General features: G+C 66.6%; 12 protein-coding genes. 6 read left to right on the forward strand and 6 right to left on the reverse strand.

All coding sequences use genetic code 11. The annotated features are described in order from the left end of the window. A partial coding sequence (locus ACLP25_RS30130) for a tetratricopeptide repeat protein (protein ID WP_442472768.1) occupies positions 1-323 on the forward strand: 323 nt, incomplete at its 5' end. Positions 324-523: 200 nt separating this feature from the next. Here ACLP25_RS30130 and parC read toward each other — a convergent pair. Beyond that, on the reverse strand, positions 524-2,776 hold the full coding sequence (gene parC, locus ACLP25_RS30135) for a DNA topoisomerase IV subunit A (RefSeq protein WP_442472769.1): 2,253 nt from the start codon (positions 2,774-2,776) through the stop codon (positions 524-526). Between the two features lie 194 nt (positions 2,777-2,970). On the opposite strand from parC, the gene ACLP25_RS30140 reads away from it, so the two are divergent. From ACLP25_RS30140 to ACLP25_RS30155, 4 genes are all read left to right on the forward strand, one after another. After that, positions 2,971-3,294, forward strand: a complete 324-nt coding sequence (locus ACLP25_RS30140) for a hypothetical protein (protein ID WP_442472770.1) — start codon at positions 2,971-2,973, stop codon at positions 3,292-3,294. Between the two features lie 188 nt (positions 3,295-3,482). After that, the gene (locus tag ACLP25_RS30145) at positions 3,483-4,409 is read left to right on the forward strand and encodes an ABC transporter ATP-binding protein (protein ID WP_442472771.1); all 927 of its coding nucleotides are present in this window, start codon (positions 3,483-3,485) and stop codon (positions 4,407-4,409) included. Continuing rightward, positions 4,406-5,176: an ABC transporter permease gene (locus ACLP25_RS30150; RefSeq protein ID WP_442472772.1), complete on the forward strand. Its 771-nt coding sequence runs from the start codon at positions 4,406-4,408 to the stop codon at positions 5,174-5,176. Before ACLP25_RS30145 ends, ACLP25_RS30150 begins: the two co-directional genes overlap by 4 nt. A 78-nt stretch (positions 5,177-5,254) precedes the next feature. Then, on the forward strand, positions 5,255-6,364 hold the full coding sequence (locus tag ACLP25_RS30155) for an FUSC family protein (protein ID WP_442472773.1): 1,110 nt from the start codon (positions 5,255-5,257) through the stop codon (positions 6,362-6,364). Between the two features lie 60 nt (positions 6,365-6,424). On the opposite strand, the gene ACLP25_RS30160 is transcribed toward ACLP25_RS30155, so the two are convergent. Then, entirely contained in the window at positions 6,425-6,790 is a 366-nt protein-coding gene (locus ACLP25_RS30160; RefSeq protein WP_442472774.1) for an STAS/SEC14 domain-containing protein, read from the reverse strand. Between the two features lie 104 nt (positions 6,791-6,894). On the opposite strand from ACLP25_RS30160, the gene ACLP25_RS30165 reads away from it, so the two are divergent. Continuing rightward, a complete protein-coding gene (locus ACLP25_RS30165; RefSeq protein WP_442472775.1) occupies positions 6,895-7,749 on the forward strand; it encodes a mechanosensitive ion channel family protein in 855 nt (284 codons plus the stop codon). A gap of 4 nt (positions 7,750-7,753) precedes the next feature. Here the strand turns inward: ACLP25_RS30165 and ACLP25_RS30170 are convergent, their stop codons facing one another. The 4 genes from ACLP25_RS30170 to ctaD form a co-directional block, all read right to left on the reverse strand. Continuing rightward, the gene (locus tag ACLP25_RS30170; RefSeq protein ID WP_442472776.1) at positions 7,754-8,167 is read right to left on the reverse strand and encodes a thioesterase family protein; all 414 of its coding nucleotides are present in this window, start codon (positions 8,165-8,167) and stop codon (positions 7,754-7,756) included. A 62-nt stretch (positions 8,168-8,229) separates the two neighbouring features. Further along, entirely contained in the window at positions 8,230-9,135 is a 906-nt protein-coding gene (locus ACLP25_RS30175; RefSeq protein ID WP_442472777.1) for a cytochrome c oxidase subunit 3, read from the reverse strand. A 15-nt stretch (positions 9,136-9,150) separates the two neighbouring features. Beyond that, entirely contained in the window at positions 9,151-9,768 is a 618-nt protein-coding gene (locus tag ACLP25_RS30180) for a cytochrome c oxidase assembly protein (RefSeq protein ID WP_442472778.1), read from the reverse strand. Then, positions 9,765-11,433, reverse strand: a 1,669-nt coding sequence (ctaD, locus tag ACLP25_RS30185) for a cytochrome c oxidase subunit I (protein WP_442472779.1), incomplete at its 5' end; no start/stop codon positions are given. The genes ACLP25_RS30180 and ctaD, both read right to left, overlap by 4 nt.

The following is an 11,433-nucleotide window of genomic DNA, read 5'->3' on the forward strand; positions in this document are numbered from 1 at the left end:
CCACGAACCGCCCCGGCGAGGCCGAGCCGCTCTACCGCCGCGCGCTCAAGATCGACGAGGCGAGCTACGGGCCGGACCATCCCGACGTGGCGAGGGACCTCAACAATCTCGCGCTCCTTCTGCACTCCACGAACCGCCCAAACGAGGCCGAGCTGCTCTATCGCCGCGCGCTGGCGATCTTCGAAAAAAGTCTCGGGGCGGATCACCCGAACACCGTGACCGCGCGCGAGAACCTCGCCGCGCTTCTGGCGCAGCTTGGGCGGACTGGTCCCTCCGAGCCGCCGAAGAAGGGCTTTCTCAGCCGCCTGTTCGGCGGCGGCTGACGTGGCCTCTGGCTTCGAAAACGGCGCGTCATGGCCGGGCTTGTCCCGGCCATCCACGCGAACACCGACTCTTCCAGATAGGCCGCTGATAGAGTTGCGTAATTTGAAGTAGTGCCGCGAACGGCGCCGGCGCCACGTGGATGGCCGGGTCAAGCCCGGCCATGACGGATAGGTTTTTCCCCCGCGCGGCGGCAGGCCCCCTACCCATCGAACTTATTACTCTTGGGAAAGCCCTTGGGCGGCAGGCGGCCGGATTCGGCGCGGTTGCCAATCCACTCCTTGAGCTCGGGCATGGCGACGGTGAACGCGCGGCCGGCGGAATCGCGCCAAGTCAAGCCGTCGGCGATGGCGAAGACTTTTGCGTCGGAAATGTCGCCGTCCTTGTAGCGCTGGAGCCGCGTGCCCTTGCCGCGCGCCATCTCGGAAAGCTGCGCGATCGGGAACACCAGCAGCTTGCGGTTCTGCCCGATGACCGCGACATGGTCGCCGGCCGCCGGGACGATCAGCGCGGCCTGCGCCTTGTCGCCGACGTTGAGCACCGCGCGTCCCTTGCGGGTCGATGACAGAAGCTCGTCCTCGGCGACGACGAACCCGTTGGCGTCGGATGCGACGATCAGCCGCTTCGCCCCGGCCGCATAAGCCCAGACGGCGACGATCGCGGCGCTCTCGTCGAGGTCGGCCATGAGCCGGATCGGCTCGCCCTGCCCGCGTCCGCCCGGCAGCTTCGCAGCGTCGAGGGTAAAAACCTTGCCGTCGCTCGCCAGCACCAGAATCTTCGAGGTCGTCTCGGCGAAGAACGAGGTTTTCAGGCCGTCGTCGCCCTTAAACGACAGAGAGGAGAGGTCGGCGACCTGCCCTTTGAGCGCACGGATCCAGCCCTTCTCCGACACGACCACGGTCAGCGGCTCGCGCTCGACCAGCGCCTCGGCGAGCTCCGAGACGATGACCTCGGGCGCGGCGGCGAAATGGGTGCGGCGCTTGCCGAGCTTGGTGTCCGGCCCGAACTTCTTCTTCAGGTCGCGGATCTCGACCGCGATCATCTGCCACTGCTTGCGGTCGCTTGCGAGCAGCGATTCGATCGACGCCTTCTCCGCGACGAGGTCCGTCTGCTCTTTGCGGAGCTGCATTTCCTCGAGCCGGCGTAAGGATCTGAGACGCGTGTCGAGGACGTAGACGACCTGGTTCTCACTGAGGCCGAAGCGGGCTTTCAGCGCCTCCTTCGGGTCGTCCTCCTCGCGAACGATCCGGATCACCTCGTCGAGGTTGAGGAAGACCACGATCATGCCGGCCAGGAGCTCGAGCCGCTTCTCGATCGCCGCCAGGCGGTGCCTGGAACGGCGGACGAGGACGTCCCGGCGATGGTCGAGCCATTGCTGCAGCGCCTCGCCCAGCGAGACGACCCTCGGCGTCACCCCGTCGACCAGCACGTTCATGTTGACCGGCACGCGCGTCTCGAGCTCGGTCAGGCGGAAGAGCGACTCCATCAGCGTCTCCGGCTCGACCGTGCGGCTTCGAGGCTCGAGCACGACGCGCACGTCCTCCGTCGATTCGTCGCGCACGTCGGCGAGCAGCGGCAGCTTCTTCTCGTTGAGGAGGTTGGCGATCTGCTCGATCAGCCGCGACTTCTGCACGCCGTAGGGGATCTCGGTGACGACGACGGCCCAGCCGCCGCGACCCAGGTCCTCCTTCTCCCAGCGGGCGCGCAGGCGGAAGCCGCCGCGTCCGGTCCTGTAGGTCTCGACGATCGAAGCCTTGTCGTCGATGACGATTCCGCCGGTCGGAAAGTCCGGCCCGAGCACGAACTGGGTCAGCGCCTCTGTCTCGGCGCCCGGATGGGCGATGAGATAGAGCGCGGCGTCGCAGAGCTCGGCGATGTTGTGCGGCGGGATCGAGGTCGCCATGCCGACCGCGATCCCCTGCGCGCCGTTGGCGAGCAGGTTCGGGACGGCCGAGGGCATCACGATCGGCTCTTTCGTGTCGCCCGAATAATTGTCGCGCCAGTCGACCGAGTCCTCCTCGACGCCCTCCATCAGGAGGCGCGCGACGTCGGTCATGCGCGCCTCGGTGTAGCGGTAGGCAGCGGCGTTGTCGCCGTCGATGTTGCCGAAATTCCCCTGCCCCTCGATCAGCGGATAGCGCGAGGAGAAATCCTGGGCGAGCCGGACCAGCGCCTCGTAGATCGCCTGGTCGCCGTGCGGATGGAACGAGCCCATCACGTCACCGACGATTTTCGCGCATTTCTTGAACGCCGAGCCGGGGTCGAGCCTTAGAATGTGCATGCCGTAGAGGATTCGGCGATGCACCGGCTTCAGGCCGTCGCGGGCGTCGGGCAGCGCCCGGCCCATGATGGTCGAGAGCGCGTAGGCGAGATAGCGCTCTTCCAGCGCGTCGCGCAGGTTGACGTCGATCGGCGCCGAAGGCGGCGGCGGAGGCGGAGGGGCGGCTTTGGCCATAGTCTTCGGTTAGCGCGCGCCCTGAGTCGCAGCAAGGGCGCCCGGACGGCTCTTTCGAGCGGGGGACACCGCCGTCACGGCCCCCACAGCGCCGAATCGGTTCCACCGTTTCGCCCCGATGCCGATTTACCAAACCGGTCCACGTCCTCGAGGGGCAAGCGAGGACGGCCGATTCGTGATGAACCGGAGCGGACATGAGACTTGCCTTCGTTACGCTTGCACTGCTTGGGGGATTGGCGGTCCGCCCCGCCGCGGCTCACGACGTCTGGGCCAACGGGGTGATCGTGCCCGGTTGGGTGAAATCCGCATGCTGCGGGCCGGACGACGCCCACCACCTTCGTCCCGAACAGGTTCACCGGGTTTCGGACGACTACTACACGGTCGACGGCTATCGCTACCGCATTCCCGCCCGGGCCGCGCTGCCGAGCCAGGATGGCGACTACTGGATCTTCTATCGCGACGACGGCTCGGGCGGGCAGTCGACGGTCTATTGCTTCTTCGTGCCGATGGGCTTCTGAACCGCGGGCCCTGTAGCCGCGATCGCTGGTCGCAGCTGACGCGGGCCAAAGGCCGGCGCCCTTCCGGCATCGGGCTGTCGAGCGCGTCACCAGGGCGGCGAGTCGACGTCCGCCCCTCGGCCGCCTAAATAGACGCGGGCCTCGCCACCGACGGCGGGCGCGCCCGCGCCGCCCGGAACATCCCTCGCATGCCCTCCATCATAACCTGCGCCGCCGTCACCAAGCGCTACGCCAACGGGTTTCTCGCCCTCGACGCGGTCGACCTCGTCATCGACAAGGGCGAGATCTTCGCCCTGCTCGGTCCCAACGGCGCCGGCAAGACGACCCTGATCGGGGTGATCTGCGGCACAGTCACGATGACTTCGGGCTCGGTCCGCGTCGACGGCTTCGACGTCCTTCGCGACTATCGCGCCGCCCGGTCGCGGATCGGCCTCGTGCCGCAGGAGCTCGCGCTCGACATTTTCTCGACCGTCCGCGCGACGGTGTCGCACAGCCGGCGGCTGTTCGGACGACCCCCCGATCCGGCCTATGTCGAGCGCCTGTTGCGCGACCTTTCGCTGTGGGAGAAGCGTGACGCGCGCATCGTCGAACTCTCGGGCGGCATGAAGCGCCGGGTGATGATCGCCAAGGCGCTGAGCCACGAGCCCGACGTTCTGTTTCTCGACGAGCCAACCGCCGGCGTCGACGTCAACCTGCGCCGCGACATGTGGGCTCTGGTGCGCCGGTTGCGCGACGACGGCGTCACGGTGATCCTGACGACGCACTATATCGAGGAGGCTGAGGAGATGGCCGACCGCGTCGGCGTGATCGACAAAGGCCGCATTCTGCTGGTCGAGGACAAGGCGGCGCTGATGCGCAAACTCGGCAAGCGGCGCCTCACCCTGGTGCTGCACCGTCCCCTGCCCGCCCTGCCCGCGGCGCTCGCCGGTTGGCCGATCGCGCTCGAAGACCAAGGAAAGCGGCTCACGTACGTTTTCAACGCCTCGGCCGACGACACCGGCGTGCCGACATTGCTCCGACGGCTCGCCGAAGCCGGCGTCGATTTCATGGATCTCGAAACGACGGCAAGCAGCCTCGAGGACATCTTCGTCGACCTCGTCGGGCGCGCGGCATGAGCGGGCTCAATCCCCGCGGCGTCTGGGCGATTTACCGCTATGAGCTCTCGCGCACCGTCCGCACCGTCTGGCAGAGCGTCGCGACGCCGGTCATCACGACCGCGCTTTATTTCGTGGTGTTCGGAGGCGCGATCGGGTCGCGCATCCACGAAGTCGGCGGCGTCGGCTACGGCGCCTTCATCGTTCCGGGACTGATCATGCTGTCGCTGCTGACCCAGAGCATCTCGAACGCGTCGATTGGCGTCTACTTTCCCAAGTTCACCGGCACGATCTTCGACATCCTGTCGGCGCCGCTGTCGTCTCTCGAGGTGGTTGCGGCCTATGTCGGAGCGGCGGCCACGAAGTCGGTCGTCATCGGCCTGATCATCCTCATGACCGCGACGCTGTTCGTAGACGTGCGGATCGACCATCCCCTGTGGATGATCGCCTTCCTGATCCTGACCTCGGTCGCCTTCAGCCTGTTCGGCTTCATCATTGGAATCTGGGCGAAGAACTTCGAGCAGCTCGCCATCATCCCGGCCCTCATTGTGACGCCGCTGACCTTCCTCGGCGGCGCGTTCTATTCAATCGACATGCTGCCGCCGATCTGGCGCGCGGTCAGCCTGTTCAATCCGGTCGTCTATCTCGTCAGCGGCTTCCGCTGGAGTTTTTACGGCCAGGGCGATGTCAGCGTCGCGGCGAGCCTCGGCTTCACCGCCGCGTTCATCGTCGTCTGCCTCGCGGTCCTCACCTGGATCTTTCGCTCCGGCTGGCGGCTGAAGCCCTGACCATCCTTGCGCGTGATTGACGGACGTCCGGGCGGCCTGTAGGCGCAACGCAGGGGGGGCCGGCGGAAGGACTGCGGCATGGGCGCGTTCTCGGTTTTCCGCGAAACGGTCCGCGCCTATGCGCCCTATCTGCGCTATTGCCTGCGGGTGACCGTGGCGGGTCTCGCCGCTTTCGCCATCGTCAGAAGTTTGAACTTTCCGTTGCACGGCCTTTGGGCGGTGCTCACGGCGATCGTTGTCAGCCAGGTGAGCGTCGGCGGATCGCTGCGCGCCACAATCGAATACAACATCGGAACGCTCGGGGGCGCGGTCTACGCAGCGGCGGTCGGCCTCGCCATTCCCCATACCGGTCCTGTCTCCCAGGCCGTCGCGCTCGCTGTGGCGGTGGCGCCGATGGCGGTGGCAGCGGCGATCAATCCGGCCTTCCGCGTTGCGCCGTTCTCCGCGGTCCTCGTGCTCCTGATTGGGGGTGAACTCGGGGAAAGCCCGATCGCTTCGGCGATTACGCGCGTTCTTGAAGTCGCGATCGGCGGCGCGGTCGCCGTCGTCGTTTCGCTGCTGGTTTTTCCCGAACGCGCTCACGGGCTGGGCCGCGACGCTGCGTGCCGGATTTTGAACCAGATGGCCGACCTGCTGCCGAAGTTCCTGGCCGGGGTCTCGCGAGACGTCGACGCCGTGCACATCGCGCTTGCGCAGAATCGCTTGGGCGATGCGGTCACAAAATTCCAGGGACTCGCAGAGGAAGCCAAACGCGAGCGCATCGTCTCGATCGTGCACGACCCCGATCCGGCGCCGCTTGCGCGCACCCTTCTTCGGATCCGGCACGATTTGGTCATTCTCAGCCGCGCGACGGTCGAGCCTGTTCCCGATGCGGTGGGGCGGCGGCTCGATCCCTCGCTGAAGCAGTTTTCGGACCATGCGGCGGCGTTTCTGCGCGGCGCAGCCGCTGCGCTCGCAGACCGCGGCGCGCCGCCCCCGATCGCCCCGACGGAAGCCGCCCGAAGCGCATACCAGATCGAGATCGCCTCGATCCGCAACGACGGCCTGGAGCGCGACCTCGCAGCCCCCGACGTCGAGCGGCTATTCGCGCTCGGGTTCGGGCTCGAACAGCTCTGTCGCGATTTCGCCGATCTCGCCCAGCGCGTTTCGGAGAACGTCCCGGGCGGCCGGGCGGTCACGCGGTCCTGACTCCCCTCGACAGCGGACGACCTCGCGGCCCTCGCGAGAGCCCTCGGCCCTTGCCGGGGGCTACTCGCCGCGGCGCACGCCGTCCGCCCAGTCATAGGCGGCGCGGCGCTCGTTCGCCGCGAACAGCCGAATCGGAACCGGCGAGGCGCTCCATCCGCAGAGCTTCGCCTCGTCCATCCGGTCGGCCTCGGTAACGACCGCGATCCGGACCATGTTCTTGTGCGCCAGCGCGACAGTCGCCAGCCCGCGCGACAGTTCAGCGAAATAGCCGTCAAAGTCGCGGTCGACCACGACGACAAGGCCCGTCGCCGCGGTCGTCGATCCCAGCGCCGCCTCGATCGCCGCCTCGACGTCGCGCGCCATCACCGTGCCGCTCGCCTTCAGCGCAAGCGCGTGCTGCGGCGTTTCCTGCATCCGTTCCAGCATGCCACTCCCCTCCTTGTGCCTTGCACAGCGCGTTTTGATAGCAGATCGGGGGGCGACGGTCGCGTGCGTATTGGCGCCGACCGGCCATCATGGGACAAGACGTCATGACCTCCGTTCCGAACGCGTTCGACCGGCTGTACGAATTCGGATGGGCCGCGGCCGAGGTGTTGGTTCCGAGGCTCATTCTGGCGCTCCTCGTGCTCGGGGCGGGCGCAATCATCGCAAGATGGGTCGCCGACGCGGTGAGCGTCGCCCTGGCGCGCACGGGTTCGGTCGACCCGACGGCGCGGCCCGCGCTCGTCGCCGCGGCGCGGTACGGGGTTCTCGTCATCGCCATCGTGGCGGCGCTGAGCCAGATCGGCGTGCAGACCGCGTCGCTGCTGGCGGCGCTCGGCGCCGCCGGCCTCGCCATCGGGCTAGCGCTGCAAGGCACGCTCGCCAACATCGCGGCGGGCATCATGCTCCTGTGGCTGAGGCCCTTCCAGGTCGGCGACTACATCGAGATCGTCAGCGCGACGCCGTTCGCCGGCAAGGTTCGGGAAATCGGCCTTTTCGCCTGCCAGATCGAGACCTACGACGGCCTGTTCCTGTTCGCGCCCAATTCGACGATCTGGGCCGTCCCCTTGCGCAACCATTCGCGCAACGCCGGGCGGCTCGTCAGCTTCAACGTCGGCTTCGCCCCGGGCGCCGATCTCTCCCGCGCGTGCGCCGTGCTCTCGGACGCAATCGCCCGCCAGCCGGGCGTGCTCAAGGCGCCGCCTCCGGAGGTGTTCCTTGCCAATCTCAACGCCGGCGCGCCGCTGGCCACTTGCCGGCTCTGGGCCGCGCCCGACCGCGTCGGCGCCGTTCAGCGCGCCATCGTCCAGGACGCCCACATAGCGCTGGACGAGGCCGGCATGCAACCGACCGAGGTCGTCCGGACGATCCCGCCCGAAACCGATCCGTCGCGACTGTTGTGAGGCGTCAAAATCCGTAACGCTTGGCGAAGCGCTCGAGGTTGACGGCCCCGCGGCGGTGTCGACCCTCGCCGATCTTGCGCTCGCCGTCGCGGGCCTCGACGGCGAACAGCACGCTGCGTCCCTCGACCTCCAGAACCGTCGCCGTCGCGATCACCGTGCGCCCGAGCAGGGTCGGCGCGAGGTGGCGGATGTCAACCTCGGCGCCCACCGTCACCCAGCCCGGCGGCAAGCAGCCTGCGATGGCGAGTCCCGAGGCCTTCTCCATCGCCATAATCATCATCGGCGTGCCGTATACGGGGGGCATGCCGGCGACGTGTCCGCCGACCGTAAGCTCGAACGTCACGGTCTCCTGCAGGCTGCCAGTCATGCCGACCCGCACGGCCTTCAGCGGCTCCGCCCTCGCGGTCGATTCGGTCATCGCGCCTCTCCCCGGTCCGCAGGAGTCATTCGGGGGCCCGCCGCGCGGAGCAAGGCCGCCCGTCAGCCGGTGGCGGCTTCGATGGTCGCGCCCCAGGAGCCCCACAGGTAGATGCAGCTGAAGAGAAAAAGCCACACCACGTCGACGAAGTGCCAGTACCACGCGGCGAACTGGAAACCGAGATGGTGCCTCGGGGTGAACTGTCCGGCGAAAGCGCGCATGAGGCAGACGGTGAGGAAAATCACCCCGATGATCACGTGGGCGCCGTGGAACCCGGTCGCCATGAAGAAGGTCGCGCCGTAGATCGAGTTCCTGAAGGCGAACGGCGCGTGGATGTATTCGTAGGCTTGACCGCCGACGAACAGGACTCCAAGCGCAATCGCGACCATCAGGAAGCCCTTGAAACCTTCCCGGTTGCCCTCGCGAAACTCGTCGTGTGCAACGTTCACGGCGAAGCTCGACGCCACCAGCACGAAGGTGTTCATCAGCGGAAGCCTGAGGGGATCGATGACTTCGGTTCCCTTCGGCGGCCAAAGGCCGCCGGTGAAGTCGAGGCGGCCGTAAACCTGCGCGTCGCTCGCGCCCAGTGACGATGCGAAAAACGCCCAGAACCAGGCGACGAAGAACATCACCTCGGAGGCGATGAACAGGATCATGCCGATGGTGAGGCCGTGACGGACAAGCGCGTTATGGTGCCCGGTCTGCGCCTCGAAAATAACGTCGCGCCACCAGCCGGCCATCGTGAAAAGAATGCCCGCGATTCCGACGGCCAGCACGAGCGGGCCGGTCTTCCCGCCGAGGAAAGTCAGGTCCTTCATCGTCAGGATGAGCCCAACCGCCGTGAGCAACGCGCAAATCGACCCGACGATCGGCCACGGGCTGGGATCGACAAGGTGGAAACCTGGCCGTTCGGCAATCGGCGCGGCGTCCTCAATCGTGGCGTGAGCGGCAATTGGCGCGTCAGTCATCCGTTTCTCCTGATGTCACCCGGCCGGGCCGGCGCGCCTGTCCGACCCGGCGGACGCCCGCTCGGCCGGTGCGGCGAACAAAGTGTAAGACAGCGTGATCGACTCGACCTGCGCCATCGACGGGTCCGTCTCGAGCTTCGGGTCGAGGAAGAATACGACCGGCCATTCGGCCGTCTCGTGCGGCCCGAGCCTCTGCTCGCTGAAGCAAAAGCATTGCACCTTGTCGAACCAGCCGCCCGCAACTTCGGGCGTGACATTGAAGACGGCGGTCGCGGCAATTGCCCTGTCGCTGCGATTCTCGGCGCGAAAGAACACGGTTGCGGCCTTTCCGGTCCGCAGATGGATCGCATCGGTTTCGGGCTCGAAACGCCACGGCAGGCCCGGCGCGACATTGGCGTCGAAAGCGATGCGAAGCATGCGATGTCCGGTGCGGGCGTCGTCGCCAGCTACCCTCTGCGGCGTGCCTTCATACCCGGTCGCCCGGCAGAACAAGGTGTAGAACGGAACAGCCGCATAACTCAGGCCGAGCATGCCGACGGCGATCGACGCGGCGCCGATCGCGTAACGGACGTTCCCGCCCGGCGAGCGGGCGCGCGCGGGGGCCTTCGTCTCGGGAGCGCGCAGGTCGCTCACGAATGCCCGCCCCGGCCGACGAGGGCTGGTTCGACGAGATCCTCGTAGCCCGGAATGTGGGGCGGCGTCTCAAAAGTGTGGAACGGGGGCGGCGAGGGCAGCGTCCATTCCAGCGTCGTCGCGCCCGGCCCCCAGGGATTGGCGCCCGCCGCGCGCTTGGCGGCGAAGGCTTCGTAGACGAGGTACAGGAACACCAGGGTCGCCACGCCGGAAATGTACGCGCCGATCGACGAGACGTAATTCCAGGTCGCGTAGGCGTCGGTGTAGTCGACGAGGCGCCGCGGCATCCCGGCGAAGCCAAGGAAGTGCTGGGGGAAGAAGGTGACGTTGATGCCGACAAACATCAGCCAGAAATGCCACTTCGCCAGCCGCTCGTCGTACATGTAGCCGGTCATCTTCGGGAACCAGTAGTAGAACCCCGCGAAGATCGAGAACACCGCGCCCAGCGACATCGTGTAATGGAAGTGGGCGACGACGTAATAGGTATCGTGCAGGTAGCGATCGACCGAGGCGTTGGCGAGCACCACGCCGGTGACGCCACCGACGGTGAAGACGAAGATGAAGCCGATCGCCCACAGCATCGGCGGCCTGAGCGACAGCGATCCGCCCCACATCGTCGCGATCCACGAGAAGATCTTCACCCCCGTCGGAACCGCAATCACCATGGTCGCGAACACGAAATAGCGCTGCGCTCCGAGCGACAGTCCGGTGGTGAACATGTGGTGGGCCCACACGACGAAGCCGAGAATGCCGATCGCGCACATCGCGTAGACCATGCCGGCGTAGCCGAACACCGGCTTCTTGGCGAAGGTGGCGACCACCTGGCTGATAATCCCAAAGCCCGGGATGATCAGGATATAGACCTCGGGGTGGCCGAAGAACCAGAACAGGTGCTGATAGAGGATCGGATCGCCGCCGCCGGCCGGATCGAAGAAGGTCGTGTGGAAGTTGCGGTCGGTCAGCAGCATGGTCAGCGCGCCGGCGAGCACCGGCAGGGACAGCAGCAACAGGAACGCGGTCACCAGAACCGACCACGGAAACAGCGGCATGCGCATCATCGTCATGCCGGGCGCCCGCATGTTGAAGATGGTCGCGATAAAATTGATCGACCCGAGGATCGACGACACGCCGGCCAGATGCATCGAGAGGATGACGAAATCCATCGCCGGGCCCGGCGCGCCGACATTGGACGACATCGGCGGATAAAGGACCCAGCCGCCGCCGAATCCGTGGAACCCCGGCGACCCCTCGACCCACAAGGAGCTGAAGAGGAGGCAGAACGAGGCGACCAGCATCCAGAACGACATGTTGTTCAGGCGCGGAAAGGCCATGTCGGGCGCGCCGATCATGAGCGGCACGAACCAATTGCCGAAGCCGCCCATCATCGCGGGCATCACCATGAAGAAGATCATGATGACGGCGTGGCTGGTGAAGAACACGTTGTACATATTCTTCGCCGCGTCGATCGACCCGTCTCCGGTCAGAATTGCGGAAATGGCAGGAAAGACCTGGATGCCCGGCGTCATCAGCTCGGCGCGAATCGCGATCGAAAGCAGCGTCCCGAGCACGCCGCCGCAGACAGCGAACACGAGGTACATCGTGCCGATGTCCTTGTGGTTGGTTGAAAACAGGTAGCGCCGCCAGCCGGTCGGTACGTGCTGTTCG

The organism is Roseiarcus sp. (genome assembly GCF_052145395.1).
Taxonomy (GTDB): Bacteria; Pseudomonadota; Alphaproteobacteria; order Rhizobiales; family Beijerinckiaceae; genus Roseiarcus.

What these genes read in the sequence shown, in the direction of transcription:
- ACLP25_RS30150 (WP_442472772.1), top strand. Translation starts at nt 4,406, where the DNA reads ATGAGCGGGCTCAATCCCCGCGGCGTCTGGGCGATTTACCGCTATGAG.
- parC (WP_442472769.1), bottom strand. Translation starts at nt 2,776, where the DNA reads ATGGCCAAAGCCGCCCCTCCGCCTCCGCCGCCGCCTTCGGCGCCGATC.
- ACLP25_RS30155 (WP_442472773.1), top strand. Translation starts at nt 5,255, where the DNA reads ATGGGCGCGTTCTCGGTTTTCCGCGAAACGGTCCGCGCCTATGCGCCC.
- ACLP25_RS30170 (WP_442472776.1), bottom strand. Translation starts at nt 8,167, where the DNA reads ATGACCGAATCGACCGCGAGGGCGGAGCCGCTGAAGGCCGTGCGGGTC.
- ACLP25_RS30175 (WP_442472777.1), bottom strand. Translation starts at nt 9,135, where the DNA reads ATGACTGACGCGCCAATTGCCGCTCACGCCACGATTGAGGACGCCGCG.
- ACLP25_RS30160 (WP_442472774.1), bottom strand. Translation starts at nt 6,790, where the DNA reads ATGCTGGAACGGATGCAGGAAACGCCGCAGCACGCGCTTGCGCTGAAG.
- ACLP25_RS30140 (WP_442472770.1), top strand. Translation starts at nt 2,971, where the DNA reads ATGAGACTTGCCTTCGTTACGCTTGCACTGCTTGGGGGATTGGCGGTC.
- ACLP25_RS30145 (WP_442472771.1), top strand. Translation starts at nt 3,483, where the DNA reads ATGCCCTCCATCATAACCTGCGCCGCCGTCACCAAGCGCTACGCCAAC.
- ACLP25_RS30165 (WP_442472775.1), top strand. Translation starts at nt 6,895, where the DNA reads ATGACCTCCGTTCCGAACGCGTTCGACCGGCTGTACGAATTCGGATGG.